This window comes from Ensifer sp. R-19 (assembly GCF_049905105.1).
Taxonomy (GTDB): Bacteria; Pseudomonadota; Alphaproteobacteria; order Rhizobiales; family Rhizobiaceae; genus Ensifer.
This window is the reverse complement of record NZ_CP184570.1, coordinates 2306876-2332500: the sequence shown is the minus strand read 5'-3', so window position 1 is coordinate 2332500 and position 25625 is coordinate 2306876. Positions and strand designations below refer to the sequence as shown.

At 62.9% G+C, this 25625-nt stretch carries 27 protein-coding genes; 14 read left to right on the top strand and 13 right to left on the bottom strand.

What is annotated here, in order from left to right:
- Positions 1-24 precede the first annotated feature (24 nt).
- The 3 genes from ACN9MO_RS30015 to ACN9MO_RS30005 form a co-directional block, all read right to left on the bottom strand.
- Positions 25-1077: an enoyl-CoA hydratase/isomerase family protein gene (locus ACN9MO_RS30015; RefSeq protein WP_113133605.1), complete on the bottom strand. Its 1053-nt coding sequence runs from the start codon at positions 1075-1077 to the stop codon at positions 25-27.
- A gap of 23 nt (positions 1078-1100) precedes the next feature.
- Positions 1101-2243, bottom strand: coding sequence for an isobutyryl-CoA dehydrogenase (locus tag ACN9MO_RS30010; protein ID WP_058328381.1), 1143 nt, complete (start codon positions 2241-2243; stop codon positions 1101-1103).
- Between the two features lie 219 nt (positions 2244-2462).
- Positions 2463-3881: a helix-turn-helix domain-containing protein gene (locus ACN9MO_RS30005; protein WP_057251636.1), complete on the bottom strand. Its 1419-nt coding sequence runs from the start codon at positions 3879-3881 to the stop codon at positions 2463-2465.
- Between the two features lie 157 nt (positions 3882-4038).
- On the opposite strand from ACN9MO_RS30005, the gene ACN9MO_RS30000 reads away from it, so the two are divergent.
- The 5 genes from ACN9MO_RS30000 to ACN9MO_RS29980 all read left to right on the top strand — a co-directional run bounded on the left by ACN9MO_RS30000 (position 4039) and on the right by ACN9MO_RS29980 (position 11566).
- The gene (locus tag ACN9MO_RS30000; RefSeq protein ID WP_113133606.1) at positions 4039-5571 is read left to right on the top strand and encodes an acyl-CoA carboxylase subunit beta; all 1533 of its coding nucleotides are present in this window, start codon (positions 4039-4041) and stop codon (positions 5569-5571) included.
- A gap of 11 nt (positions 5572-5582) precedes the next feature.
- Positions 5583-5873, top strand: a complete 291-nt coding sequence (locus ACN9MO_RS29995; protein WP_244495648.1) for a hypothetical protein — start codon at positions 5583-5585, stop codon at positions 5871-5873.
- Positions 5874-5905: 32 nt separating this feature from the next.
- Positions 5906-7909, top strand: a complete 2004-nt coding sequence (locus ACN9MO_RS29990; RefSeq protein ID WP_057251638.1) for an acetyl-CoA carboxylase biotin carboxylase subunit — start codon at positions 5906-5908, stop codon at positions 7907-7909.
- Between the two features lie 175 nt (positions 7910-8084).
- Positions 8085-10223, top strand: a complete 2139-nt coding sequence (gene scpA / locus ACN9MO_RS29985) for a methylmalonyl-CoA mutase (protein WP_113133607.1) — start codon at positions 8085-8087, stop codon at positions 10221-10223.
- 20 nt (positions 10224-10243) lie between these two features.
- On the top strand, positions 10244-11566 hold the full coding sequence (locus ACN9MO_RS29980; protein ID WP_244495649.1) for a hypothetical protein: 1323 nt from the start codon (positions 10244-10246) through the stop codon (positions 11564-11566).
- Here ACN9MO_RS29980 and ACN9MO_RS29975 read toward each other — a convergent pair.
- The 4 genes from ACN9MO_RS29975 to ACN9MO_RS29960 all read right to left on the bottom strand — a co-directional run bounded on the left by ACN9MO_RS29975 (position 11559) and on the right by ACN9MO_RS29960 (position 13859).
- Positions 11559-12086 carry a hypothetical protein gene (locus tag ACN9MO_RS29975; RefSeq protein WP_057251640.1) on the bottom strand — a complete coding sequence of 176 codons (528 nt, stop codon included), beginning with the start codon at positions 12084-12086 and terminating at the stop codon, positions 11559-11561. The two genes, ACN9MO_RS29980 and ACN9MO_RS29975, sit on opposite strands and share 8 nt — an antisense overlap.
- A gap of 12 nt (positions 12087-12098) precedes the next feature.
- Positions 12099-12689: a hypothetical protein gene (locus tag ACN9MO_RS29970; RefSeq protein WP_057251641.1), complete on the bottom strand. Its 591-nt coding sequence runs from the start codon at positions 12687-12689 to the stop codon at positions 12099-12101.
- Entirely contained in the window at positions 12689-13288 is a 600-nt protein-coding gene (locus ACN9MO_RS29965) for a hypothetical protein (RefSeq protein WP_057251642.1), read from the bottom strand. Before ACN9MO_RS29965 ends, ACN9MO_RS29970 begins: the two co-directional genes overlap by 1 nt.
- 118 nt (positions 13289-13406) lie before the next feature.
- Complete coding sequence (locus ACN9MO_RS29960; protein ID WP_156414666.1) at positions 13407-13859, bottom strand: hypothetical protein; 453 nt, start codon at positions 13857-13859, stop codon at positions 13407-13409.
- Positions 13860-14118: 259 nt separating this feature from the next.
- Here ACN9MO_RS29960 and ACN9MO_RS29955 point away from each other — a divergent pair, with 259 nt between their 5' ends.
- Positions 14119-14709, top strand: a complete 591-nt coding sequence (locus ACN9MO_RS29955; protein WP_057251644.1) for a VOC family protein — start codon at positions 14119-14121, stop codon at positions 14707-14709.
- A 93-nt stretch (positions 14710-14802) separates the two neighbouring features.
- Positions 14803-15492 carry a glutathione S-transferase family protein gene (locus tag ACN9MO_RS29950; protein ID WP_057251645.1) on the top strand — a complete coding sequence of 230 codons (690 nt, stop codon included), beginning with the start codon at positions 14803-14805 and terminating at the stop codon, positions 15490-15492.
- A gap of 28 nt (positions 15493-15520) precedes the next feature.
- Here the strand turns inward: ACN9MO_RS29950 and ACN9MO_RS29945 are convergent, their stop codons facing one another.
- The 3 genes from ACN9MO_RS29945 to phnF form a co-directional block, all read right to left on the bottom strand.
- The gene (locus ACN9MO_RS29945; RefSeq protein WP_112997347.1) at positions 15521-16147 is read right to left on the bottom strand and encodes a hypothetical protein; all 627 of its coding nucleotides are present in this window, start codon (positions 16145-16147) and stop codon (positions 15521-15523) included.
- 33 nt (positions 16148-16180) lie between these two features.
- Positions 16181-17575, bottom strand: coding sequence for a selenium-binding family protein (locus ACN9MO_RS29940; RefSeq protein WP_057251647.1), 1395 nt, complete (start codon positions 17573-17575; stop codon positions 16181-16183).
- A 160-nt stretch (positions 17576-17735) separates the two neighbouring features.
- Positions 17736-18467, bottom strand: coding sequence for a phosphonate metabolism transcriptional regulator PhnF (phnF, locus tag ACN9MO_RS29935; protein WP_057251648.1), 732 nt, complete (start codon positions 18465-18467; stop codon positions 17736-17738).
- Positions 18468-18575: 108 nt separating this feature from the next.
- Between phnF and phnG the strand changes: the two genes are divergently transcribed.
- Genes phnG through ACN9MO_RS29920 form a run of 3 tightly spaced genes read left to right on the top strand, consistent with a single transcriptional unit; the run spans position 18576 to position 20764 of the window.
- Entirely contained in the window at positions 18576-19043 is a 468-nt protein-coding gene (phnG, locus tag ACN9MO_RS29930; protein WP_057251649.1) for a phosphonate C-P lyase system protein PhnG, read from the top strand.
- Complete coding sequence (phnH, locus tag ACN9MO_RS29925; protein WP_057251650.1) at positions 19043-19651, top strand: phosphonate C-P lyase system protein PhnH; 609 nt, start codon at positions 19043-19045, stop codon at positions 19649-19651. The genes phnG and phnH overlap by 1 nt, the downstream gene beginning before the upstream one ends.
- Positions 19652-19654: 3 nt before the next feature.
- Positions 19655-20764: a carbon-phosphorus lyase complex subunit PhnI gene (locus ACN9MO_RS29920; protein ID WP_057251651.1), complete on the top strand. Its 1110-nt coding sequence runs from the start codon at positions 19655-19657 to the stop codon at positions 20762-20764.
- A gap of 32 nt (positions 20765-20796) precedes the next feature.
- Here the strand turns inward: ACN9MO_RS29920 and ACN9MO_RS29915 are convergent, their stop codons facing one another.
- Positions 20797-20988 carry a hypothetical protein gene (locus ACN9MO_RS29915; RefSeq protein WP_112997346.1) on the bottom strand — a complete coding sequence of 64 codons (192 nt, stop codon included), beginning with the start codon at positions 20986-20988 and terminating at the stop codon, positions 20797-20799.
- 44 nt (positions 20989-21032) lie between these two features.
- Between ACN9MO_RS29915 and ACN9MO_RS29910 the strand changes: the two genes are divergently transcribed.
- The 4 genes from ACN9MO_RS29910 to ACN9MO_RS29895 are packed head-to-tail and all read left to right on the top strand — an operon-like array spanning position 21033 to position 24006.
- Positions 21033-21911, top strand: a complete 879-nt coding sequence (locus ACN9MO_RS29910) for an alpha-D-ribose 1-methylphosphonate 5-phosphate C-P-lyase PhnJ (protein ID WP_057251652.1) — start codon at positions 21033-21035, stop codon at positions 21909-21911.
- Complete coding sequence (phnK, locus tag ACN9MO_RS29905) at positions 21908-22684, top strand: phosphonate C-P lyase system protein PhnK (RefSeq protein ID WP_057251653.1); 777 nt, start codon at positions 21908-21910, stop codon at positions 22682-22684. Before ACN9MO_RS29910 ends, phnK begins: the two co-directional genes overlap by 4 nt.
- Positions 22685-22687: 3 nt before the next feature.
- Positions 22688-23395, top strand: a complete 708-nt coding sequence (gene phnL / locus ACN9MO_RS29900) for a phosphonate C-P lyase system protein PhnL (protein WP_057251654.1) — start codon at positions 22688-22690, stop codon at positions 23393-23395.
- Positions 23392-24006, top strand: a complete 615-nt coding sequence (locus ACN9MO_RS29895; protein WP_057251655.1) for a DapH/DapD/GlmU-related protein — start codon at positions 23392-23394, stop codon at positions 24004-24006. The genes phnL and ACN9MO_RS29895 overlap by 4 nt, the downstream gene beginning before the upstream one ends.
- Positions 24007-24061: 55 nt before the next feature.
- On the opposite strand, the gene ACN9MO_RS29890 is transcribed toward ACN9MO_RS29895, so the two are convergent.
- On the bottom strand, positions 24062-24658 hold the full coding sequence (locus ACN9MO_RS29890) for a DUF922 domain-containing Zn-dependent protease (protein ID WP_057251656.1): 597 nt from the start codon (positions 24656-24658) through the stop codon (positions 24062-24064).
- A 186-nt stretch (positions 24659-24844) separates the two neighbouring features.
- Positions 24845-25369 carry a DUF992 domain-containing protein gene (locus ACN9MO_RS29885; protein ID WP_057251657.1) on the bottom strand — a complete coding sequence of 175 codons (525 nt, stop codon included), beginning with the start codon at positions 25367-25369 and terminating at the stop codon, positions 24845-24847.
- Between the last annotated feature and the right edge of the window lie 256 nt (positions 25370-25625).

Here is a 25625-nt window from a genome sequence, read left to right as displayed (position 1 = left end):
CGAACAGCGCCCCATCCTCAGGCGCTAAAACAGTGGCGGGTGATCCTTCCTGCCGAAACGCGACAGCAAGGCAGGTGTGACACCGGCCAGCGCCACCGACCATTTTGGATTGCGGTCCTTGTCGATCACCGCAGCACGCACACCTTCGTAGAAGTCGGGGTTACCAAGCATTCCGAGCGTCGCGGAATATTCCCGTTCGAGACATTCGTTCAGCGACGCGCTGCGGCGACCGGCGCGCAAGAGTTCGAGCGTCAGCTTCATGCTCAGCGCCGAACGCGAATTGAGCAGCGCCAGCGTTTCCTTGGCGAAATCGGAACCATCAGCCTCGAGCGCCGCCACGATCTCTTCAACCGTATCAAAGGCGAAGCAGCGGTCGATCAGCGCAAAGTGGTTTCGAAGCGCCGTTGCCGGCGCTTCCGAAGCGTGCTTTGCAATCACCGCGTTGACATCTGCGCTGCCTGCCGTCGGCGGCAGCGTGGCAAGATCAGCGGCGAGTGCTTCCAGCTTATCCGAGGCGACGAAACTATCTGCAAGCCGCGCATGGATCGCATCGGCTGCGACGATGTCCCGACCGGTGAGACCGAGATAGGTGCCGAATTCGCCGGGCGCCTTAGGAAGAAGCCAGGTGGCGCCAACGTCAGGGAAGTAGCCGATCCCGGTCTCCGGCATCGCAAGCCGCGTGCGTTCGGTGACGATGCGGTGGCTGCCGTGGGCGGAAATCCCGACACCGCCGCCCATGACGATACCGTCCATGATCGCAATGTACGGCTTGCGGTAGCCGGAGATGCGGCTGTTGACGACGAATTCCTCGCGCCAGAACTGCGCACCTTCCTCCGGCCGTTCGCGGCCACTCTCGTAAATCATGCGAATATCGCCACCGGCGCAAAGCCCGCGCTCGCCCTCGCCGGTCACCAACACGGCGGCGACGGCCGGATCATTTTCGAACTCGGTCAAAGCCGCGGCGATCAGCCGGATCATCGGCACGTTGAGGCTGTTCAATGCCCGCGTGCGGTTCAGCCGGATTCTGCCGATCGCTCCCCGCCGCTCGACGATGACTTCAGGCGCCTGCATGTCCATGAACGATCTTTCCTGTTTCTGGCCTATTTCCGGCCGATAAGCGAACGCGCAACGATCAGGCGCATGATTTCGTTGGTGCCCTCGAGGATCTGGTGCACCCGGAGGTCCCTGACAATCTTTTCGACACCATAGTCTGCGAGATAGCCGTAACCGCCGTGAAGCTGCAGCGCGTCATTGGCGACGGCAAAGCAGCGGTCGGTGACGAAGCGCTTGGCCATGGCGCAGAGTTTTGTCGCTTCGGGGTCGCCGGCATCAAGCGCAGATGCCGCGCGCCAGAGGAAGGTGCGGGCGATTTCGAGGTCGGTCGCCATGTCGGCGAGACGGAACTGCAGCGCCTGGAACTCGCCGATCGCCTTGCCAAAGGCCCGGCGCTCCTGGACATAAGCCAGCGCCTTTTCGAAGGCGGACTGGGCGCCACCGAGAGACGCGGCGGCAATGTTCAATCGCCCGCCATCGAGCCCGCCCATGGCGATCTTGAAACCATCGCCTTCCGCGCCGAGGCGGTTTTCCGCCGGCACGCGGACACCATCGAGCATGACGGCGCGGGTGGGCTGGACGTGCCAGCCCATCTTTTTCTCATTGGCACCGAATGTGAGGCCAGGTGCGTCCTTCTCGACCACGAAGGTGGAGATGCCCTTGGGGCCGTCCTCGCCGGTCCGCGCCATGATCACGTAGAGGCCGGACTCGCCAGCGCCCGAGATGAACTGCTTCTGGCCGGTCAGGACATAATCGTTGCCGTCTCTCACCGCCTTGGTCTTCAGCGCCGCTGCATCCGAGCCCGAGCCTGGCTCGGTCAGGCAGTAACTCGCCAGCACCTCCATGGTCAGCAGCCTCGGCAGCAGCCGCTGGCGCTGTTCGTCCGTGCCGTAGCGGTCGATCATGCCGGCGCACATGTTGTGGATCGAGACGAAGGAGGCGACGGCCGGGCAGCCGGTCGCGAGCGCCTCGATGATGATCGCGGCATCGAGCCGCGTCAGTCCCGTGCCGCCGACATCGTCGCGGACATAAATGCCGGCCATTCCGAGCGCTGCGGCACCGCGCAACGTGTCAACCGGAAAATGCTTCTGCTGATCCCAGTCGATCGCGTGAGGGGCGATCTCGTCGCGGGCGAAATCGAGCGCCATCTGACGAATGGCCTCCTGCTCCTCCGACAGGCGAAAATCCATATGCATGTCCTCCCTGACCGCATACCTCTGCAGGTTTCCTTTAATCGTAACCGATAAAAGGGCAAAAACCTGCAGCAACCAAACGTGCCACAGCGACCTTTGCGCGTTTCACAAGACGCGCGGCGCTGTAGGCGATGGAGGCCTAGTTACACCAAACTTTGTCCAGGCCCAGATGCAACTTCTCACAGGGGCTGTTCAAAAATGAACAGACCGTCGCAATCAGCTCTCGCTTAGACGATACGGCAGAGCGCCGCGTAAGTCATGGTCCACGATCAGGCGGCGTTTCAATGGCGGTACCGCACGGCTCGCGCATTTCGTGCGTTCGCAGATCCGGCAGGAAATGCCGATCGGATCGAAGGCGGCGCGGTTGCCGAGGTCCATGTCGTCGGCGTAGACGAAGGCATCGGCATAGGAGACCTCGCAGCCAAGCGCCAGCGCGTAGCGCGGCTGCGCGGCGCGAAAGCCGCCACCGCCCTTAGTGATCTGGGTGGCGAGGCAGAGGTAGCGCACGCCGTCAGGCGTCTCGGCCAGTTGCCGGATGATCCGGCCCGGCGTCTCGAAGGCCTGGTGCACGTTCCAGAGCGGACAGGCTGCACCGAACCGGGCGAATTGCAGCTTCGCGGCGCTGTGGCGCTTGGTGATATTGCCCGCCCGGTCGATGCGGGCAAAGAAGATCGGTATGCCTTTCTGTCCCGGCCGCTGCAGGGTCGAGAGGCGGTGGCAGACCTGCTCCAGAGACGCGCCGAAGCGGGCGGCGAGCAATTCGATGTCGTGCCTCAAGTCGCGAGCGGCCTTCGAGAAGGCCTGGTAGGGCAGGATCAGCGCGCCGGCAAAATAGTTCTGCAGGCCGATGCGACAGATCTCATAGGCCTCTTCGGTGCGGAAGCCGGCACTACCGGCCACCCGATCGATCTCTTCGCGGGCATGAAGCTGGGCGATCTGCAGGGCGATCTGGAAGTCGCGTGTTGCTGCGGGCGCATAGGGATTGAGGGTCAGGATGCGGGCGCGCGGATCGAAGCGGCGGATCGCCTCGTCGCCGGCCGCTCCGCGCACGACCCGAACGCCGTGACGCTGTTCCAGATAGCTTGCCAGCGCCGCATGATTGTCGCCTTCGCCGAGCCCGAGCTCGCCCGCCAGCCGCTCGGCAAGCATGTCGATCTCGTGAATGTAGTTGTCGACGAAATGAAAGAAGTCGCGCACCTCTTCATACGGCGTGGTTTCGACAAATGAGGCCCCGCGGCCGATGGTGTCGTCAATGCTTGCGAGCTGCTCGCTGTTGCGGCGATAGGCCTGGTGGCAGGTGATCAGCGCATGTGCCAGTCCCGGGGCATTCTGCGCGACGAGCTTCAGTTCCTGCAGGCTTGCGGAATAGGTTTCAAACAAGGGATCGCTGAGGGCTTCCGAGAGCGCCGAGAGCAGACGATCGCCCTCCCCGGTCGAAAGCTCGGCGATATCGATCTGGAATTTTTCGGCGAGCGCTAAAAGCACTGCGGCTGAGACCGGCCGCTGGTTGTTCTCGATCTGGTTGAGGTAGCTGGTCGAGATGCCGATGCGTTCTGCAAATTGGCCTTGCGTCGCCTTGTTCGCCTCCCGCAGTTCCCTGACCTTGCGGCCGATATAGAGTTTGCCGATCGCCATGTTTGCAACTTTGCACTTTACGTTTCACAAATTTCTCTATTTCACATTTGCACATGAAGAGACGTTTTTCCATGCCGTCTTCGACGCTATTGCGAAGCTCGAAGCGCCTCTGCACAATCGCTGAAAAAACAGGCACTGAAAAAACCGGGAGGGCACCATGCGCGCCATACTAGAACAGGTCGAAGCCCGCCGGGCAGAAGCAAGAGCCGGCGGCGGCCAACGACGGATCGACGCCCAGCACGGCAAGGGTAAGCTGACGGCGCGCGAACGCATCGAGGTGCTGCTCGATGAAGGCTCGTTCGAAGAATACGACATGTACGTCACGCATCGCTGCGTCGATTTCGGCATGGAGAGCCAAAAGGTCGCGGGCGATGGCGTCGTCACCGGTTGGGGCACGGTCAACGGCCGGCAGGTCTATGTCTTTTCTCAGGACTTCACCGTTCTCGGCGGCTCCCTGTCGGAAACCCACGCGCAGAAGATCTGCAAGGTCATGGATATGGCGGTACGCAACGGGGCACCAGTCATCGGCCTCAACGACAGTGGCGGCGCCCGCATCCAGGAAGGCGTGGCCTCGCTTGCCGGTTACGCCGAGGTCTTCCGCCGCAATGCCGAAGCCTCCGGCGTCATTCCGCAGATCTCGGTCATCATGGGTCCCTGCGCCGGCGGCGCGGTCTATTCGCCGGCCATGACCGACTTCATCTTCATGGTTCGCGATTCATCCTACATGTTCGTGACCGGGCCGGATGTCGTGAAGACAGTGACGAACGAGATCGTCACTGCGGAAGAGCTCGGCGGCGCGCGCACGCATACGTCAAAGTCTTCGGTCGCCGACGGTGCGTATGAAAACGACATCGAGGCACTGGAAGCGACCCGCCTGCTTTTCGATTTCCTGCCGCTCAACAACCGCGAAAAGCCGCCGGTCCGTCCCTTCCACGACGACCCGTCGCGGCTCGAAATGCGCCTTGACAGCCTGATCCCAGACAGCGCCGCCAAACCCTACGACATGAAGGAACTGATCCTGGCGCTTGCGGATGAAGGCGACTTCTTCGAATTGCAGCAGAGCTTCGCCAGGAACATCATCACCGGCTTCATCCGCATGGAAGGCCAGACGGTCGGCGTCGTCGCCAACCAGCCGATGGTGCTTGCCGGCTGCCTCGACATCGACAGTTCGCGCAAGGCCGCCCGGTTCGTGCGCTTCTGCGATGCCTTCTCGATCCCGATCCTGACGCTGGTCGACGTGCCCGGCTTCCTGCCCGGCACCGCGCAGGAATATGGCGGCGTCATCAAGCATGGCGCCAAGCTGCTCTTTGCCTATAGCCAGGCGACCGTGCCGATGGTGACGCTGATTACCCGCAAAGCCTATGGCGGCGCCTATGACGTCATGGCCTCGAAACATATCGGCGCCGACGTCAATTATGCCTGGCCGACCGCCGAGATCGCCGTCATGGGTGCCAAGGGCGCCACCGAAATCCTCTACCGCTCGGAACTCGGCGACGTCGAGAAGATCGCCGCGCGCACGAAGGAGTACGAGGAGCGCTTCGCCAACCCGTTCGTGGCGGCAGAGCGTGGCTTCATCGACGAGGTGATCATGCCACATTCGTCGCGCCGACGCATCGCGCGTGCTTTTGCGTCTCTGCGCAACAAGCAGGTCGATGTCCGCTGGCGCAAGCACGACACGATCCCACTCTGATGGAGGCGACGATGGAACGGGAGCCAGAGCGCATCATGACGCCGGAAGAAGCCAGGCGCGACCACTGGTCGATGCTGCGCTATATGGCCGTCAATGCGCTGATCGGCGTGGCGATTGGCGCGCTCACGGCTGGCGTGCTGATCTGGCTCAATATCGGCGCCGTCGGCACCCACATCGTCCGTTCGACGAGCCCGGTTCTCGCCACCCTCATGGTTGTCCTGCCCTTCGCATTGCTTTTCGGTGGGGCCGCCGCGGCATCGTCGATCGCGCTTCTTCCCTATCGCCGCAAGTTCAAACGCTGACGCGCCGCCCCAAGGATTTGAAAGAGAAACAAATGTTCAAGAAAATCCTCATCGCCAACCGTGGTGAAATCGCCTGCCGCGTCATCAAGACCGCAAAGAAGCTCGGCATCGCCACCGTCGCGGTCTACTCCGACGCCGACCGCGAGGCCATGCATGTGCGCATGGCGGACGAGGCGGTGCATATCGGCCCCTCGCCGTCGGCCCAGTCCTATATCGTCATCGACAAGATCATCGACGCGATCCGCAAGACCGGCGCCGATGCCGTTCATCCGGGCTATGGTTTCCTCTCGGAAAACGCCGCCTTTGCCCAAGCGCTCGAAAAAGAAGGCGTGGCCTTCATCGGCCCGCCGGTCGGGGCGATCCAGGCGATGGGCGACAAGATCACCTCCAAGAAGCTCGCGGCCGAGGCCGGCGTCTCGACGGTTCCGGGCCATATGGGCCTGATCGACGATGCAGACGAAGCGGTCCGGATCGCCGCGTCGATCGGCTATCCGGTGATGATCAAGGCGTCTGCCGGCGGCGGCGGCAAGGGCATGCGCATCGCCTGGAACGACCAGGAGGCGCGTGAAGGCTTCCAGTCCTCAAAGAACGAGGCAAAGAACGCCTTCGGCGACGATCGCATCTTCATCGAAAAATTCGTGACGGAGCCGCGTCACATCGAGATCCAGGTGCTTGGCGACAAGCACGGCAACACGCTCTATCTCGGCGAGCGCGAATGCTCGATCCAGCGCCGCAATCAGAAGGTCATCGAGGAGGCACCCTCGCCTTTCCTCGACCCCGAGACCCGCAAGGCCATGGGCGAACAGGCGGTCGCACTTGCCAAGGCCGTCGGCTACCACTCGGCCGGCACCGTCGAATTCATCGTCGATGCCAAGCGCAACTTCTACTTCCTCGAGATGAACACCCGCCTGCAGGTGGAGCATCCAGTGACCGAACTCATCACCGGGCTCGACCTCGTCGAGCAGATGATCCGAGTTGCTAGCGGCGAAAAGCTCGCCTTCGGCCAGGACGATGTAAAGCTCAATGGCTGGGCGATTGAAAGCCGGCTTTATGCGGAAGATCCCTATCGCAACTTCCTGCCGTCGATCGGCCGGCTGACGCGCTACCGTCCGCCTGTCGAGGGCACGCGCGACAACGGCACGGTGACGCGCAACGACACCGGCGTCTTCGAGGGCGGCGAGATCTCGATGTTCTACGACCCGATGATCGCCAAGCTCTGCACCTGGGCACCGGACCGGCAGGCGGCGGTCGAGGCTATGGCCGACGCGCTCGATCAGTTCGAAGTGGAAGGCATTGGCCATAACCTGCCGTTCCTGGCCGCGGTCATGCAACAGCAGCGCTTCCGCGACGGCCGGTTGACGACTGCCTATATCGCCGAGGAATTTGTCGACGGTTTTCACGGCGTTGCGGCCGATGAGCGGTCGCTTCGCAAGCTCGCCGCCGTCGCGGTCTCGGTCAATCAGATCCTGCAGGAACGGGCCAGCCAGATTTCCGGCACGATCGGCAATCATCGCCGCATCATCGGCCATGATTGGGTGGTCGGTCTCGGCGATCACGATATTGCGGTGACTGCCGGTTCGTCCGCTGACGGCTCCTATGTGAGCTTCGCCGATGGCTCGACAGTCACCATCGCCGGCGACTGGACGCCCGGTCGTACGCTTGCCACGTTCAACATCGACAATGAGCCCTTGAGCGTCAAAGTCGATCTGGTCGGCACCGCCCTCCGGCTTCGCTGGCGCGGCATTGATGTCGTTGCCCATGTCAGAAGCCCGCGGGTTGCGGAACTAGCACGGCTGATGCCGAAGAAGCTGCCGCCGGACACGTCGCGCATGCTGCTTTGCCCGATGCCCGGGGTGATCACCTCGGTCACGGTAAAAGCCGGCGACACGGTCGAAGCAGGACAGGCGCTCGCGGTCGTCGAGGCGATGAAGATGGAGAACATCCTGCGCGCCGAGAAACGGGCCGTGGTGAAGCGCGTGGCGGTCGCCGCCGGCGCCAGCCTCGCCGTCGACGAGCTGATCATGGAATTCGAATAGTGAAAGCCGCAAAGCCATCCAGGCTTTGCCCCTCACCCTGACCCTCTCCCCGCAGGCGGGGAGAGGGAAGTTAAGCGCCGAGAGTGCGACGGCCCCCTTCTCCCGTTGTGACTGGGAGAAGGTCCCGGCAGGGGATGAGGGGCTGATTGAGACAAGCAGAATGCGGAGCACGTCGATGACCGAGAAAACCATCAAGGACTGGGAAGCGCTCGCCGAGAGAGAACTCAAGGCGGCGCCCGAAAGCCTCACCTGGCAGACGCCCGAAGGAATCGCCGTGAAGCCCCTCTACACGGCGGGAGATCTCGACGGCATCGATTATCTCACGTCGTTGCCCGGTTTCGAGCCTTTCGTGCGCGGCCCGCGCGCCACCATGTATGCCGGCCGTCCCTGGACGATCCGGCAATATGCCGGCTTCTCGACGGCGGAGGCCTCCAACGCCTTCTACCGGAAGAACCTTGCTGCCGGACAGAAGGGGCTCTCGGTCGCCTTCGACCTCGCAACCCATCGCGGCTATGACAGCGACCACCCGCGCGTCGAGGGCGACGTCGGCAAGGCCGGTGTGGCGATCGACTCGGTTGAGGACATGAAGATCCTGTTCGACGGCATCCCGCTCGACGAGATGTCGGTGTCGATGACCATGAATGGCGCCGTCATCCCGATCCTCGCCTCCTTCATCGTCGCTGGCGAGGAGCAGGGTGTTTCGCGCGACAAGCTTTCAGGCACTATCCAGAACGACATCCTCAAGGAGTTCATGGTCCGCAACACCTATATCTACCCGCCGGAACCCTCGATGCGCATCGTCGCCGATATCATCGAGTACACGGCCAGGGAGATGCCGAAATTCAACTCGATCTCGATCTCCGGCTATCACATGCAGGAGGCCGGCGCGACGCTGGTGCAGGAGCTTGCCTTCACGCTCGCCGACGGGCGCGAATATGTACGGGCGGCGCTTGCCAAGGGGCTGAATGTCGACGAATTCGCCGGGCGGCTTTCCTTCTTCTTTGCCATCGGCATGAACTTCTTCATGGAAGCCGCGAAGCTTCGCGCTGCGCGCCTGCTCTGGACCCGGATCATGAAGGAGTTCGAGCCGAAGAAGCCGTCGTCGCTGATGCTGCGCACCCATTGCCAGACCTCGGGCGTCTCGCTGCAGGAGCAGGATCCCTACAACAACATCGTCCGCACGGCCTTCGAGGCGATGTCCGCCGCTCTCGGTGGCACCCAGTCGCTGCACACCAATTCGTTCGACGAGGCGATCGCGCTGCCGACGGAGTTTTCCGCCCGCATCGCCCGCAACACGCAACTGATCCTGCAGCACGAGACCGGCGTGACCAAGGTCGTCGATCCGCTCGCCGGGTCCTACTATGTCGAAAGCCTGACCAACGAGCTCGCGGACAAAGCCTGGCTACTGATCGAGGAGGTCGAGGCGATGGGCGGCATGACCCGTGCGGTCGATGCCGGGCTGCCGAAGCGATTGATCGAAGAGGCGGCGACCCGTCGCCAGGCCGCCGTCGACAAGGGCGAGGAGATCATCGTTGGGGTCAACAAGTACCGCCTCGACAACGAGGAGCCGATCGACATTCTGGAGATCGACAACAGCGCCGTGCGCGCCGCGCAGATCCGCCGGATCGAGGAAACCAAGCGTCGGCGCGACAGCGTCGAGGTCAAGAAGACCCTTACGGCGCTTGCTGAGATCGCATTGACAGGCGAAGGCAACCTGCTGGCCGCCGCCGTCGAGGCAGCGCGTGCCCGCGCCACCGTCGGCGAAATTTCCGATGCGATGCGTGGCGCCTTCGGCGACCACGCCGCGACGCCCAAGGTCGTCAGCAAGATCTACGGCAAGGCCTATGAAGGTGAGCCGGAGCTCGAGGTGCTCTCGGGGCGCCTCGACGAGGTCTCAGCAAAGCTCGGCCGCAAACCAAAAATAATGGTCGCAAAGCTCGGCCAGGACGGCCACGACCGCGGCGCCAAAGTTATCGCCTCGGCCTTCGGCGATATCGGTTTCGACGTGCTTGCCGGCCCTCTTTTCCAGACCCCGGAAGAGGCCGCCGACATGGCGCTGGCCAGTAAGGTCAATGTCATCGGCGTCTCCTCGCTTGCCGCCGGCCACAAGACGTTGATGCCGCAGCTTGCAGAAGCCCTGAAGAAGCGCGGCGGCGAGGATGTCATCGTCATCTGCGGCGGCGTCATTCCGCGTCAGGACTATGACTACCTGATGGACAACGGCGTGTCGGCCGTCTTCGGTCCGGGCACCAATGTGCTCGACGCCGCACGCGCCGTGCTCGACCTGATCGAAGGCAAACGCCGCAATATCTGACACGGCAAGGCGGAGGGTGTTTGGCTCTTCACCTGCCCCGTGCGGTTGTCGTCGCCGATTGGCGCAACTATGTTGTGGCCATGACGTCGATCGCCGAAGTGTTCGGACCCTTTGTCCTGATGGGGCGCCTCATCGCTCGCTTCTGGCCGCAGCTCCTCTTGATCGGGACCTGCGGCTACATCGTGCATGATCTCCTGATGCGTGCGGCAGTCTGGATCGGGCTGCAGCATCCGCTCGGTGGCATGGTGACGCTCTCCTTTGTCGTGCTGGCGAAGCTCGTCGTTATCGTCTTGATGTTCATGGCGCTTCGCCCCGGTTTGCCGGCACTCGAAGCGCTCCGCCAACAACCGGTGGCCACGCATGTCGAGACCACGGTGCCGAAAACCGATCGCAGGCTGCTCGCCGTCACCTCAGCCGCCATCCTGCCGTTCTTCGCCTATTACGCCGCCTGGGGTTTCCTCGGCGAGGCGGTGCGGGAATATTCGCGTTTGGCACTCGACGCCGTCGCCTTCGGCGAGAAGGGTGACTTCTTCGATATCCTGAAATCGCGCGGCGTCTTTATTTCGATCGCGTTGTGCTGGCTGGTGCGGTGGGGCGCAAAGCGCATGAGCAAGCGCAGCGAAACACCCTTCTGGCGACTGCTGGTCGTCGCGGCGGACGCGAGCTGGATCTTCATCGGGCTTTATGGCCTGTCGGTCTGGAAAGACCAGGTCATCACCTGGCTCGGCGCCGGCAGGCTTCTCAGCATGAACGGTTTCACCTTCACCGCCGTAGCGCATGCCGCCGAGACCTTCGTGCCGGTGGAACTGAGAAGACCCGATTGGAACACTGAGGCCGAGGGTCTGTTCTTCTATGCGCTTCTACCGATCATCTGGCTGGTCATGGCGGCGATCATCAATGGTTACGAGCTTTCGAGCCCGGAATCGCGCGCCAGGCCATCCTCGCCGCGGCCGCGGCGGGCCAGAACCTTTCGCAAGTGGATTGCCGATTTCCTCGACCACTTCGTCAGCGACTACCGCTCCCGCTACGCTCCGATATGGACCTGCCTGAAGCTGACGCTCGGTTCAGGGCTTGCGACGCTATTTGCCTTCATCATTGCCTACCGCGCCATCGCCTGGCTTGGTGCCTGGATCTGGTATGCGGCGACGCGAACCCTCGGCATGGGCGACCTCGCGAGTTGGCAGCTTGTCTTCGATGCACTCAGCCTTTTCATCGGCAGCCCTAGCGATCTCGACGGTGGCATCGTGCTCGACGCCGTGCGCATCACCTTGTTGGCGGCGATGCTCGAACATGCGGTTTCCGGCCAGGCTGAGAAGAGCGAAATCAGCTACGCGTCTACTTGAAGATCAGCGTTTCATCGCTTGCGCCCGGAAACTCAATCCTGAGCGAAAGATCCCGCGCCTCCGCGGGAACGATGAAGCTCTCGGCCATACGGACCGTGGCGCCAGTCTTGGCGTCGGTAAAGGCGAGCACACCGCAGCGCGGGCGTTCGGCCACCTCCGGATACATCTCCCGGACGATCGGCTCGGTCAGGGTGACGGGCTCAAAACGGCGCCCCTCACTGTCGATCAGCCGGACGCGGCAGGCTCCTTGCGACAGAACGGCCGGATCGGTCGGCGACGCCTCGAATTCGGCGAGAATGACGCGCGCGTCATTGGTGCGCGGCAGCCGCCTCATGTCCAGAAGCTTCCACTGTCCACCGGCAAAGGCCTGCCCCGCTCCATCCTCGACGACGATCTCGGCCTTTTGGGTGGCAAGCCAATGCCCCTCTCGCAGGCTCTCCCACGCACGGACGACGAAGGCGAGCGGCAGTGCGACGACCAGCGCCAGCAGGCAGATCCAGAACGTGCGCTTCTCGCTCATGCCGGTGTCTCCTCAGCGCGCCGCCAACGTCCAGGGCGTGCCGCTGCTGCCGCGCGCAATGGTGACGGACGGCTTGATATCGGTCGGCTGCTTGTCGCCGAGCGTAATCCAAAGCTCCTCAGCAAGCGGCATCACCAGGCTGCGGGCGACGAGCAGCGTGCCTTTGTCAACGGCCGCTTCGGGAAGTTCGAAGGCAAGAAGTACCGGCCTCGGCAGGCCTGGTTCGAGCCTTTCCGTCGGCAGATAGCCGGGCACGGTCGAGAACCGCTGGCTGAGCTCGTAGCGCAAACCGTTGCCTGCCAGCCACTCCGCCGAGGTCAGCGTCATCGTTTCGGTTTTCGCGACGGCCGCGCCTTCGATGATGAGCCAGATGCCGGATGTCGAGTATTCCTTGATCCGCCCGAAGCTCTCGACCCTGACCTGGCGTGCCAGGTGCACATTGGCCGCGCCGAAGGCGAAGTCCCGGCTCTCGACCCGCTCGCCGACTGCACCACGAACGGCAATCGGTGCCGTGATATCGCCGTAGCCAGGCGTGCTGCTTCGCATCGCGTACAGCGCTGCGATTGCAGACACTGAGAGCAGCAGCGCGCGAAGAGCCGACATCATTGCTCCGACGATCCCGTATCTTGCGTGACTGCCAATTCGACCACCGCGGCCTCGCCATCATCGAACCAGTTGGGCGCGCCGTAGAGGTTGTCACGCGGCTTGTAGATCTGTTTGCCGATGGACAGAGAAACCTTCTCCGGCTCCGGGCGATCCGCCGGCCATTCCCAGACCGCGATGAGCTTTTCCGGCATGTTTGGGTTGATGGCACTCGCGATCCATTTGTCCCTGGCGAGATAATAGACCGGCTTCGGCGATGCGATGACTCGCTCGTCCTTGATCGCGATCAGGTTCATAAAGGCATTGCTGGTGGTGACCGATCGGTTGTCGAGTTCGATATCCACCATCAGGAATCGCTTCGGCTCGAACGGCTTGGTTCCGGTCGGCGGCACGGAAGCCATGGTGGCGTCGTTGATCGTCACCCGCCACCGGCCGGTATCGATCGCCTCACCCTTGGCTGCGGTGACGGCAGGCACCGGATTCGCCGCATCATAGACTGCGGTCGCAAAGGAGACCGCAGCCGCAGCCATTCCGCCGATACCGGTGACCAGCATGATCAAAAGACGCTGCCTGATTTTCGATCGTTGCACGACCGGCATTTGTCCTCCGTCCGCCCCTTCGGATGTTGCAACCGGAAGATAGGGAGGTTCGCACGGAAAATCAAAACACGCGTATCGGGGCAAGCGTCTTTGTCGGCCCGCGTCAGGACATCAGCACCTAGATCCGTTGCATCTCGATCGGCGCCGGCTGATGACGCCAGTTCGTAGCAGGCAGCCCTCTTTCGAAGGTCGCGCGAATGGACAATGGCCTGCCTGTTGCGTGCGAAACCACCATGAACATCTGCAATTCAGGGCCACGCCGAACGAACTGAATACCGAAATGCTTGCCGCCATAGGCGCCAGCGACTGTGGACTTCCACTGCCCGGTCCCTGCGGCAAGCTCGAGGTCCAAAAAGTTCTCGACGTTCATGACGGCTTGCCAGCCGTTGTTGCTCGTGACCGTCAGCAGGTCGCCATGTCTTACGATGCCGATGTAGCACTGATCGCAACGGCCGGCCGTCGAAGTCAGTTGCCGCCATTGCCCCGCAAACGCAGAGCCGTCCGCCCGCGCCGCGCCTGCAAGCGAAAAAGACAACAGGCAGACAACACCGACTCCCCGGAGAAACTTCACACTTCAACTCCCTGATTGTTCCCAGCCATCAGGCCGTTTGGAGCGTTGCCGACACATTCACTGATTGCATAATACACACACAGCAACCCAGAAGAAAATAGTTGAGATGTCGGATGCTTTCCGACCGCTTTGCGGGCAGCTTGCCCCCGCATTGGCGCTTGCCTTCTTGCCGCGACGGACGACAATCGAGTGGAGCGGAAAAGGGTGAAACCAGATCCCGTTTCGTCCTGTGTCCTCCGCTTCACCTGGGAGGCCTTCGATGCGAAAACTGCAGTCGCAAGGGGTTCATCACATCACGCTCGTCGGCGCCGACCGACAGACGTCGATCGATTTCTGGGAGGGTCTTCTCGGCATGCCCTTCATTTTCGAGCAGCCGAATCTCGACCGGGCGAGCGAAAGCCATCTCTATTTCGACCCGGGCGATGGCCGCCTGATCACCATCTTCACCGACGAGAACCGCAAGCCCGATCCCGAGCGAACCCCGACGGACATCGGCTGTGTGCACCACATCGCCTTTGCCGTTTCGCGCGCGACCTTCACCCAAGCGGTGGAGCGGCTCGACGAGCGAAGTATCCGGCACAGCGGCGTCAAGGACCGCGGCTTCATGGACTCGATCTATTTCGAGGACCCGCTTGGGCTGCTGGTCGAGCTTGCCTCCTATCGCTTCGAGCCACCACCGGGCCACAGCCACGCCGAGGTGCTGATGGAAGCACACAAGGTCAGGGTCGCACGCGGCGACTACAATATCGCCGAGGTGCACCTGGCCGATGCGATCGAGACACTGATCGAGCGCGCACGGCCAACGCTGTCGTCCGACCGGGAGCCGAAGGATCCTTATCGGCCGCGATAAAGCGCGTCGTGGTCCACGCCTGTCGTTCAACGCACGCGACCGCGCCGGCGAGCGAGCCGGAACTGCGGGATCGCGAGCAAAGGGAGGAGTGACATGCCTGCAATCAAGCTCAACGTGATCAAGCCCAGCGTCAACAACATGACGGCGCGCGTCTTCCTGAGGGCAGCCAAGCTCGACTTCAGCGAACAGGATGTCTACGGCCAGACCCGGACGGCCGAATACCTGGCGAAGGCACCGTCGCATCTGACACCGATGGTGGAGACTGCGGACCTGCCCAAGGGAGCCCTATGGGAGAGTTGCGCGATCATGCAGTATCTCTGCAACAAGCACGGGCTCGACGAATTCTATCCGAGGGACCCCGAGGCCCGCGCCATGATCGATAGCGCGATGTTCTATCTGATCGGCACCTTCTACCCCTATCTCGCCCGGGCCACCTATCCGGCACTGAACTTCCCGCTCTATCCGGGCGAAGTTGGTTGCAGCGATGCGGATGCGGAGACCAAGGAGAAGGCGCGCCGCGCAGCAGTCGAAGCGCTTGCCGAGCCGCTCGACGTCTTTCGGGCGTTCTATATCGGCGACAAACCCTTCATCGGTGGTTCCACCCCCTCGATCGCTGACATCAGGCTTGCGGCGACCCTCGAATTCCTGGCGGCAATCGACTACTCGCTGCCGGACTGGGCGAAGACCTACGTCGCCAACATGGAAAAGACGCTCGGCAATGCCTACACCGAACCGGCGACCGATGTGCGCGGCTACATCAGTTACGTGAAGGCCCAAAGGTAGACGCTCCGCCGGCTGCCACGTAGCAGGCTCATTGAACGAGAAGCACGATACCGGTTGCACCCAGCGCCAGCGTCCAGAGGCGATCGAAGTTGATCCACGCCGAGCGGAGTGCCGCAAGGCCGAGCCATTCGAAGACGGCGAGCGCGACCGCGGCGACGACGGCCAGCATTGCTGCGCCATGAACCGCAACGGCGGCGAGCGCGACGGGAAGCGAACCTGCGATTGCGAGATCCCCGGGACTATCCGCCACGCAGAGGCTGAGGACCGCCGGCAGCAGCATCAGGCCCGCCCCGTGGCTCGTCGCCATCAGGAAGGACCAGAGGCCAAGGCTGGCCATGCTGGCGCGCATGCCAACTCTCACCCGATGGCGGTGTCCGTAAAGCGCGCCGTAGGCGGCGACGCTGAGTATGAGCAGCGCCGCGACAAGCCTGAAACTGTGCGGCTCCAGCGCCGCGCCGAATGTGACGACCACTGCCAGCGTCAGCGCGGCGGAGACGGCATGACCGGCAGCAATCGGAGCAAGTGACAACCACACGATCCGACGGTCCTGGCGGTGAAGTCCGAGCGCCACGGCAAAGAGCCAGCCCATCGCCGGATTGATGCCGTGAAAGGCACCGAGGGCGGCAATCGAAAGCCACGGCCAGAACGTCGTCATTCGCCCCGACAGGACTGCACGATCGTCCCCTCCCTACGGGTAGCAATAGGAGTCGGACGAGCAGTCACCGCCTTCGAGACGGACCTGATGCGGGCGATGGCCCTTCGGCCAGTCGACGAAGAAGTTTTCGTCGAAGGTGATGCCGCCACCGTCGGCGACGTCCAGTTTGACCATCCACCCGTCGATACCTTCGGGGTAGAACTGCGGATCGATGGCACCATAGAGCGAATTGGTGAAATAGACCCGCTTGCCGTCCCGGCTGATCTCCACCATCTGCGGCCCGCCATTCAGCGCTCCGTTCTTGGCCTTCGGATGGGATGCACGCGAAACGATGCCGCCGATCCGCACACGGCCCGTCTCCTTCGGCGCAAAGGGGTCAGAAACGTCGTACTGGATCATGTCGCCGGTGCCCCAGCAGGAAACGTAGAGGAACCGGTCGTCCATCGACAGGTCGATATCGGTGACGAGCGGCGCGACAGCGCTGAAGCCCTTGAGCACGGGGGGCAGCAAATCCGGATCGGCCGGCTCCGCCGGTATCTCGATCACCTTCTTCACCGCCCATCGGTCGCCGTCGCGATACCAGGTCCAGATCGACGCCGAGAGGTCCTTGAGGCTGATGACGCAGCCGACGAAGCCATAGGCCTTGGTCGGATCATGCGCAGGCCGCAGCTCGAAGACGAGCTGGTGCTCCTCGCCGAAATCGATCTCCTGCAGGTGCTTGCGCTTGTGTAGGTCCCAGAAGTGCAGCCGGCGGCCATATTTCGAACCGAGCAGCACCTCGGGAACCAGCCCGTTTTCGAACGTATCCGGCGTGCCCCATTCGCTGGTGATCAGCGTGTCATGGCCGAGATGCCACCAGAAATCATAGGCAAGCTTCTGCGGCCCACGATCCATTTCCCATTGGCCGAGCACATCGAAACTCTGGTGGTCCAGCAGGAAGATGCCGCCGGGCGCCTTGCCGTCACGATCCGCGAGCGCGTTGATGTAGATGCCTTCGGGACCGCAATGGGTGGTGTGCAGCCGCGAATAATTTGCCTTCTCGGCAATTTCCGAAGGCTCGATCACCCGCACGATCTTCGGATTGCGCGGGTCCGGCTTGGTGTCGATGATGTGCAGACGGGAGGACCTCAACCCCGGCACTACCAGATAGCGGCGCTCGACATGCGGATGCGGCGCATTGGGGCAAAGACAGGAAGAGCAAGCATTCCAGCCGAAATGGTGCAGTTCGTCGCCGACGTTCGGCATGTCGACCTGGCCGACGATCTGCGAATAGCTTGGCGACGCCGGATCGACGTCGACGACCGCAATCGCATCCGGCCGCTTCCGCTCGGGATCGAACGCCGCCACATAGGCGAGCGTTTCCTTGGGAGCCTTGGCCGCCATGCGCGGTGATGGATAGAAGGAAGGATCGGGTCGCCACGTCGCCATTGCCATTCTCCCCTACGAGAATTCTAAATGCGCGGTTCCGGATGCAGGTTCCGGTCATGCGGCAAAAACGCGTCGGAAATGCGGCCTATCCGCCACATTTCCCCGATGGAGTGCTTGAGGCCGGGTGCGGATCCTGTCGCCGTGGGCAGCCGGCGGCGTTCTATGTCTCAATCCGCAGTTTCATTCGGTCAGCGGCAAATCGGGTACGGGAATACTCCACTGGAGAGCCGTCGAGATCGGCATTCAGCGATTGCGCCTCGAGCACGATCGCGCCCGGCGAGAGCTTCAGCATCGAAAGCTCCTCCGCGTCGGCATGCCGGGCGACAATCTCGGTCGAGGCGCGGACATAGTCATCCAAGCCGTGGGCGGCGAAGGCCTTGGTGACGGAATGCAACCGTTCGAATTCTTCGGCCATGCGCGGAAAACGATGCGCAGGATAATAGCTCGAGGATACCGACAGCGGTCGGCCATCGCCGCTGCTGACGGTCCTGAGCTCGATCACCGTATCGCCCGGCGCAATGCCGAGTGCCTTTGCGATCTCGCCGTTTGCCGGCAATTCGCCGTGGCCGAGCAGCCTCGTGCCGATCTCCTTCACTTGGCGACCGAGCCCCTGCGAGAACCGCGTGCGCTTCGAGATCGGGTAGCTCACCCTTTCCTTGCGCTCGATCATCGTGCCGCGTCCCTGGACCGCGCGCACCAGTCCCTCTTCGGCAAGCGCCGCAAGCGCGCTTCTGACCGTGTGCCGGTTGACGCCGAATTCGCCCGCAAGCACCGTCTCAGGCGGCACCATGCCGGCCGCATCGTAGTCGCCATTGCTGATTGCCAGGCGGATCCGGTCGGCGATCTGCCGCCACAGAGCGACGCCGGTCTGGCGCTCCACCACTTTTCGCATTGCCGTGTCTTTTCGCATTGGCATGTCACAAGCCTGTCATTTGCGGACGTTATGGAAAAGTATAAGATGTACAGTTGTCTAGATCAATGGACATTTGAGGTGAAAATGATGGATGCGAAGCTGAAACAGGAAAGCCCGCCGGATCCGGCGCGCAAGAAAGCCATGGGACTGCTCGCTCGCGCGACCCTCGACGAGCTGAATGCTGCCTGGGAAGCGCTCGCCGACAAGCCGGACGTTCATCCGGTTCGCGGTCCGGAGACCGGCCTCGTCATGGTGCGTGGCCGCATCGGTGGCGGTGGCGATCCCTTCAACCTCGGCGAGGCGACGGTCTCGCGCGCGACCATCCGCCTTTCGAGCGGCGAGATCGGCCACGGGCAGCTGCTCGGTGCGGACCGGCAGCGCGCGCGGCTTGCAGCGATCTTCGACGCACTCGCCCAGCGCGAGGACGATCGCGCGAACGTCGATGCTCTGCTTCAACAAGTGGCGGACCGGCTGGCGCTGGAAGAACGCCGCAACGCCGAAGAGACTGCAGCAACCCGCGTCGACTTTTTCACCATGGTCCGGGGAGACGACTGATGGCCAGCCAATCGCAGATTTACGCCGGCGCCTTCGCAGATCCAGTCTTTGCCGCCCAATCCGTCTTCCGCGACCTGATGGAGGGTTTTGCCCGCCCAGGCGCGATCAAGCAGCTTTCGGCCAAGAGCACGCCGCCCGCGCCGCTCGGCGCCGCGGCCGGCGCCGTGGCATTGACGCTTTGTGACCATGACACGCCCGTCTGGCTGACGCCGTCGCTCGGGAAATCGGGCGTTCCGCAATGGATCGCTTTCCATACGGGCGCCGCAGTGACCGCCAGCAAGACCGAAGCCCGCTTCGCCTTCGTCGAAAAAAGCGCCGCCTTCCCAGGTTTCGACCAGTTCTCGCTCGGCACCCAGGAATACCCGGATCGTTCGACGACGCTCGTCATTGAAGTCGAGGCGCTGACCGGCGGCCGGGCACTCACCGCCAAGGGGCCCGGCATCAAGGACGAGACGGAAGTCGCCGTGAAGGGGCTGCCGGAAGTCTTCCTCGAATTCTGGACCGCCAACCGCGCAATCTTTCCGCGCGGCGTCGATCTCGTGCTGACGGCCGGAGAGGAACTGCTCTGCCTGCCGCGCACAACCCGTCTTTCGCTGAAGGAGGCGTGACCCATGTATGTAGCCGTCAAGGGCGGGGAAGCCGCCATTGCCAATGCGCACCGCCTTCTCGCCGACCGCCGCCGCGGTGACCGAAACCTGCCCTCAATCACCATCGAACAGATAGTCGAGCAACTCGGACTTGCCGTCGACCGGGTGATGGCGGAAGCCTCGCTCTACGATCGCGCGCTTGCGGCTCTAGCAGTTCGCCAGGCACGCGGCGATATGATCGAAGCGATCTTCATCCTCCGCGCCTACCGCACGACGCTGCCGCGCTTTGGCTACTCCGAGCCGGTCGACACCGCCAACATGAAGATCGAGCGCCGCGTATCGGCGACCTACAAGGATCTGCCCGGTGGACAATTGCTGGGGCCGACCTTCGACTACACCCACCGCCTGCTCGATCCTTCGCTGATCGCCGACGAGACCGTCGCAGAGCCGGCGGTCAAGGAACCCGGCGAACACGTCATGCGCGTCTCCGACATTCTCGACGGCGAAGGCCTGATCGAGGGCGACGGCCAGATGCCCGAAGGTCATGTCATGGGCGACCTTACCCGCGAGCCGATGGAGTTTCCGATGGCCCGCGACCTGCGCCTGCAGGCGCTCGCCCGCGGCGACGAAGGCTTCCTGCTGGCGCTCGCCTATTCGACCCAGCGCGGCTATGGCCGCACCCATCCCTTCGTCGGCGAAGTGCGCATCGGCGAAGTGGAGGTCGAGCTCGATCTTCCGGAACTCGGCTTTGCCGTCTCGCTCGGCACGATCCGCGTCACCGAATGCCAGATGGTCAACCAGTTCATGGGTTCGGCCAAGCAGCCGCCTCAGTTCACCCGCGGCTACGGCCTCGTTTTCGGCCAGAGTGAACGTAAGGCGATGTCGATGTCGCTGGTCGACCGGGCGCTGAGAACCGACGAGTTCAGCGAGGACATCGTTGCGCCGGCCCAGGATCAGGAATTCGTCATCTCGCACGCCGACAACGTTCAGGCGACCGGCTTCGTCGAGCACCTGAAGCTGCCGCACTATGTCGACTTCCAGGCCGAACTGGACCTCGTCCGGCGCATGCGCCGCGACTACGAGGCGGCCAACGCCGGCGACACGGCGAAGGAACAACGGGAGGCGGCCGAATGATCGGGCAAACCGCATGGACGCACGGTGACCGTTCAGTCGCCGCCGCCATCTCCACCGCCGCAATCGCCGCCACTGTCACCGGCAAAGACGACGCCGGCATCGCCGGAACCATCGTCCTTGCGCGCCTTGGCGTCCGGCTCGCGCCGGGCATTGCGGGCGGCCCAGAACAGGGCGGCCACCACCACCGCGACGATCACAACCACCCAGAAAACTATCTCGCTCAAATCCTGACCCCATCCGCGGTCGACACACTCAAGGGTAATCGGCGATGAACGACCTTGCTACTTATAATTTCGCCTATCTGGACGAACAGACGAAACGCATGATCCGCCGCGCCATCCTGAAGGCGATCGCGATCCCCGGGTACCAGGTCCCCTTCGCCTCACGCGAAATGCCGATGCCCTATGGCTGGGGCACCGGCGGCGTCCAGGTCACCGCTTCGATCCTCGGGCCGGAAGACGTGCTGAAGGTCATCGACCAGGGCGCCGACGACACCACCAACGCCGTCTCGATCCGCGCCTTCTTCCAGAAGGTCGCCAATGTCGCCGTCACCACCCGGACAAAGGAGGCGACGATCATCCAGACGCGCCACCGTATTCCCGAGGAAAAGCTCTCGGAAGGCCAGACGCTCGTCTACCAGGTGCCGATCCCGGAACCCTTGCGCTTCCTCGAACCGCGCGAGACCGAAACACGCAAGATGCACGCGCTTGAGGAATACGGGCTGATGCATGTGAAGCTCTACGAGGACATCGCCCGCAACGGCCATATCGCCACGACCTATGCCTATCCGGTCAAGGTCGAGGGCCGTTACGTCATGGACCCTTCGCCGACACCGAAGTTCGACAATCCGAAGATGCACATGTCGGAGGCGCTGCAGTTGTTCGGCGCCGGCCGCGAAAAACGCATCTATGCGGTGCCACCCTACACCGACGTCGTCAGCCTCGACTTCGACGACCATCCGTTCGAGATCCAGAGCTTCGACAAGCCCTGCGCACTCTGTGGTGCCGAGGACGTCTATCTCGACGAGGTCATCCTCGACGACAAGGGCGGGCGCATGTTCGTCTGCTCCGACACCGATCATTGCGAAGACCGCCGCGCCTGCGGCCATGCAGGTCACATGCTCGCCCGAAAGGAGGCCGCAGAATGAGTACCCTCCCGCTTCTGAAAGTGAACGACGTCTCGAAGTTCTACGGAAGCCGCATCGGCTGCCGCAACGTCTCCTTCGAGCTTTACGCGGGCGAAGTGCTCGCCATCGTCGGCGAATCCGGCTCCGGCAAGACGACGTTGCTCTCGTGCCTCTCGACCCGGCTGATGCCGACCTCGGGTATCGTCGAGTACCATATGCGCGACGGTCAGTACCGTGATCTTGCCCGCATGGGCGAATCGGAACGCCGCTTCCTGATGCGCACCGACTGGGGCTTCGTTCATCAGAACCCGGCCGATGGCCTGCGCATGACGGTCTCGGCCGGCGCCAATGTCGGCGAACGACTGATGGCCGTCGGCGATCGTCACTATGGCAACATTCGCGCCACCGCCAGCGACTGGCTGGAGCGGGTGGAAATCGGCGTCGATCGCATCGACGACCAGCCGCGCGCCTTCTCCGGCGGCATGCGCCAGCGCCTGCAGATCGCCCGCAACCTCGTCACCTCCCCACGCCTCGTCTTCATGGACGAGCCGACCGGCGGTCTCGACGTGTCGGTGCAGGCACGCTTGCTCGACCTGGTGCGCGGGCTCGTGCATGACCTCGGCCTTGCCGCTGTTATCGTCACCCACGACCTTGCCGTCGCCCGCCTGCTTTCACACCGCATGATGGTGATGAAGGATGGCGCAGTCATCGAACAGGGACTGACCGACCGGGTGCTCGACGATCCGCGCGAGCCCTATACCCAGCTCCTCGTCTCCTCGATCTTGCAGGTGTAAATCATGGCTACGCCCCTCGTTGTTTCCGAAGTCGCAAAAAGCTTCACCATGCACCTGCGCGACGGCGTCCGCCGGCCCGTCGTCGCCAACGTCTCCTTCTCGGTCAAGGCAGGCGAGTGCGTTGTTCTCGGCGGCCCCTCCGGCGTCGGCAAGAGCTCGATCCTGAAAATGCTCTACGGCAATTACGGCGTGGACGAAGGCCAGATCCTGATGGATCACGACGGCAAGCTGGTAAACCTGGCAACGGCCGAGCCGCGCACCGTGCTTGAGGTCCGGCGCACGACGCTCGGTTATGTCAGCCAGTTCCTGCGTGTCGTGCCCCGTGTCTCCGCTCTCGACATCGTCGCGGAACCCTTGCAGGCCCGCGGCACCCCGATCGAAGAGGCGCGTGCGCACGCGGCGGAACTCTTAAGCAAGCTCAACCTGCCGCGCGAACTCTGGAGCCTGCCACCAGCCACCTTCTCCGGCGGCGAGCAGCAGCGCGTCAACATCGCCCGCGGCTTCATCACCGACCACAGGATCCTGCTGCTCGACGAGCCGACCGCATCGCTCGACGCCAAGAACAGGGCCGTCGTCGTCGAACTGATCGCTGAGAAGAAGGCGAAGGGTACGGCGCTGATCGGCATCTTCCACGATGAGGAGGTCCGCGACGCCGTTGCCGACCGCATTCTCGACGTCTCGGCCTTCTCGCCGCGAAAGGCTGCCGCATGAGCCAGAAGCTTGGGCTCGAGCCCTTCATCCATCCGACGGCGAGCGTCAACAATTCGACGTTCGGCCGCTATACTGAAGTGCAGGAGCGTTCGCGGCTCGACGAGGTCGAGTTCGGCGACTATTCCTACATCATGCAGGACGGCTCGATCTGGTGCGCGACGATCGGCAAGTTCGTCAACATCGCCGCCGCCGTGCGCATCAACGCCACCAATCATCCGACCTGGCGCGCGACGCTGCACCACTTCACCTACCGCGCACCGAACTATTGGGATGATACCGAACTCGACCACGACCTCTTCGCCTGGCGACGATCGAACCGGGTGACGATCGGTCACGACGTCTGGATCGGCCACGGCGCCACCATCCTGCCTGGCGTCACCGTCGGCAATGGCGCGGTGATCGGCGCCGGCGCCGTCGTCTCCAAGGATGTCGAGCCCTACACCATCGTCGGCGGCGTCCCCGCGAAGCTCATCCGCAGCCGTTTCAACGAAGGTATTGGCGAGCGGTTGGACACGCTCGCCTGGTGGGACTGGGACCACCAGCGCCTGCGCCGCGCGCTTGACGATTTCCGCGAACTGACGGCCGAGGAATTTCTGGTGCGCTACGCATAAGTGATCAGGCGCCGAGCGCAGGTTCGGCGCCCTCTCGAGCTGAGAACGAGGCGATCTACGGCCCGTTCACCAGTCTCAGAATCAACTGGTGGATATTGCCGCCGTCGGTGAGCTCAACCTGGTCGAAGTCGCGGCTGCGCTGGCGTTGTGCCTGCGAGAGCGCGCCGAGGCGCTTGGTCATTTCGGTCCTGATCTTGCGGCACTTCGGATCATCGGGGACGGTGAGCCCCAAGGTCGCGCCTTCGATCGCGCGCACCATTTCCTTGATGAAATCCCCGTGCACGAGTTCGTGCTTGCGCACCCCGTCGATGAAGATGTCCCAATTTTCGCGTGTGCCCGCAGGCAGAGGCTTCGCGGGCTTCGGCAGGGTATAGGTGATGATCAGCTTCGGCTTTGCCGTCGTCAGCACGCAGGCGCCTGCCTGTTCTTCGTACTTCCGCGTCCAGGTCAGCTTGAAATTGGTATGGGCGATCGCCCGGCCAATTCCGGCCTTCGGCCCGCGCTCGCCGATCGAAGCATAAAGGCCCGCGCCCGTCTGCCCTTCGATGACATAGGGCGCTTCCTTCTCGACCGCCAGCCACTCGGCAAACGCACTGCGCGGCGTGGACGCGAGGCAAAGGGCAACCACGCCCAGACAAAGGCTTTTGTTCAATCCAAACCTCGACGTTCGCCCCTTACGGCGCACAACTCTACCAGCCTTCCTTAAACGGGAATCGGCGGATGGCAACAGTTCAAGTGCAAAGGCACCGCAGCCCAATCTGAGCCGCGGTGCCCTTGTCGTTTATCCGATCGTGTCGAGCCAGTTGCGGGAGGGGTCAACAGGCCGACGATAACGACCTTAGTTGACGGCAGTCAGCGTCATCGATGTGCCGGTGGCCGCAAGGTTGAGGCCGATCTGCCCGGTCACGCTGACCGTCTGCAGATGGATCGAACCGGAAGTGCCGCCAACGAGGATGTTGGCGCCAATGCCGGCGCCGACAGTCGCTTCGGCGGTTGCACCCTGATAGAGGCCACCGAGCGAGCCGCGGTGGTAGCCAGCGGTAGGCGCGAATACGGCCCAGATCAGGCGGCTTTGAGTCGTGAAGCCGACATCGACGCCCATCTTGCGGATGGCGCCGGCGTAATGGTCAGAAGCCTCAGCCCCCATCGTCGAGCGGAAGACGCAATCGACTTCCTTGGCAGAACCGAGCACATAGCCGACGCCGCCGGCGATGTTGCAATCGAGGTAGCCGATCTTGACGCCGTTGCTGGTGTCCGGCTCCGGTTGCGGTTGTACTGTCGCGAGATCGGCTGCGTTTGCGGCCATCGCGCCAGCGAGAACCAGAGACGCTGCGGACACCTTCACGGCAAAACTCTTTTTCATTCTTGTCTCCTTCTCGGAACTTCAGAAATCATTGGCAGTTAACCGGCGGCACACGAACTCAAGCACTTAGCGCACGCTGCAGGAAAGACGAGCCATAGCCCGCGATCCGGCAATTCCGTGGCAGATATTCGTTAGCCGAGAAAATTGATGGGGTTTTCCCAACAATGACCGGAGATTGTGTTGAAAAAGCCACGGCCGACGGTATCGGCACGCCCTCCCGGAAGCCAGAACCGCACCGACGGGAGCAATTCGGCGA

Excerpts from the sequence above, each read along its gene's own strand:
- ACN9MO_RS30015 (WP_113133605.1), bottom strand. The coding sequence starts at position 1,077 with ATGGACATGCAGGCGCCTGAAGTCATCGTCGAGCGGCGGGGAGCGATC.
- ACN9MO_RS30010 (WP_058328381.1), bottom strand. The coding sequence starts at position 2,243 with ATGGATTTTCGCCTGTCGGAGGAGCAGGAGGCCATTCGTCAGATGGCG.
- ACN9MO_RS30005 (WP_057251636.1), bottom strand. The coding sequence starts at position 3,881 with ATGGCGATCGGCAAACTCTATATCGGCCGCAAGGTCAGGGAACTGCGG.
- ACN9MO_RS30000 (WP_113133606.1), top strand. The coding sequence starts at position 4,039 with ATGCGCGCCATACTAGAACAGGTCGAAGCCCGCCGGGCAGAAGCAAGA.
- ACN9MO_RS29995 (WP_244495648.1), top strand. The coding sequence starts at position 5,583 with ATGGAACGGGAGCCAGAGCGCATCATGACGCCGGAAGAAGCCAGGCGC.
- ACN9MO_RS29990 (WP_057251638.1), top strand. The coding sequence starts at position 5,906 with ATGTTCAAGAAAATCCTCATCGCCAACCGTGGTGAAATCGCCTGCCGC.
- scpA (WP_113133607.1), top strand. The coding sequence starts at position 8,085 with ATGACCGAGAAAACCATCAAGGACTGGGAAGCGCTCGCCGAGAGAGAA.
- ACN9MO_RS29975 (WP_057251640.1), bottom strand. The coding sequence starts at position 12,086 with ATGAGCGAGAAGCGCACGTTCTGGATCTGCCTGCTGGCGCTGGTCGTC.
- ACN9MO_RS29970 (WP_057251641.1), bottom strand. The coding sequence starts at position 12,689 with ATGTCGGCTCTTCGCGCGCTGCTGCTCTCAGTGTCTGCAATCGCAGCG.
- ACN9MO_RS29965 (WP_057251642.1), bottom strand. The coding sequence starts at position 13,288 with ATGCCGGTCGTGCAACGATCGAAAATCAGGCAGCGTCTTTTGATCATG.
- ACN9MO_RS29955 (WP_057251644.1), top strand. The coding sequence starts at position 14,119 with ATGCGAAAACTGCAGTCGCAAGGGGTTCATCACATCACGCTCGTCGGC.
- ACN9MO_RS29950 (WP_057251645.1), top strand. The coding sequence starts at position 14,803 with ATGCCTGCAATCAAGCTCAACGTGATCAAGCCCAGCGTCAACAACATG.
- ACN9MO_RS29945 (WP_112997347.1), bottom strand. The coding sequence starts at position 16,147 with ATGACGACGTTCTGGCCGTGGCTTTCGATTGCCGCCCTCGGTGCCTTT.
- ACN9MO_RS29940 (WP_057251647.1), bottom strand. The coding sequence starts at position 17,575 with ATGGCGACGTGGCGACCCGATCCTTCCTTCTATCCATCACCGCGCATG.
- phnF (WP_057251648.1), bottom strand. The coding sequence starts at position 18,467 with ATGCGAAAAGTGGTGGAGCGCCAGACCGGCGTCGCTCTGTGGCGGCAG.
- phnG (WP_057251649.1), top strand. The coding sequence starts at position 18,576 with ATGGATGCGAAGCTGAAACAGGAAAGCCCGCCGGATCCGGCGCGCAAG.
- phnH (WP_057251650.1), top strand. The coding sequence starts at position 19,043 with ATGGCCAGCCAATCGCAGATTTACGCCGGCGCCTTCGCAGATCCAGTC.
- ACN9MO_RS29920 (WP_057251651.1), top strand. The coding sequence starts at position 19,655 with ATGTATGTAGCCGTCAAGGGCGGGGAAGCCGCCATTGCCAATGCGCAC.
- ACN9MO_RS29910 (WP_057251652.1), top strand. The coding sequence starts at position 21,033 with ATGAACGACCTTGCTACTTATAATTTCGCCTATCTGGACGAACAGACG.
- phnK (WP_057251653.1), top strand. The coding sequence starts at position 21,908 with ATGAGTACCCTCCCGCTTCTGAAAGTGAACGACGTCTCGAAGTTCTAC.
- phnL (WP_057251654.1), top strand. The coding sequence starts at position 22,688 with ATGGCTACGCCCCTCGTTGTTTCCGAAGTCGCAAAAAGCTTCACCATG.
- ACN9MO_RS29895 (WP_057251655.1), top strand. The coding sequence starts at position 23,392 with ATGAGCCAGAAGCTTGGGCTCGAGCCCTTCATCCATCCGACGGCGAGC.
- ACN9MO_RS29885 (WP_057251657.1), bottom strand. The coding sequence starts at position 25,369 with ATGAAAAAGAGTTTTGCCGTGAAGGTGTCCGCAGCGTCTCTGGTTCTC.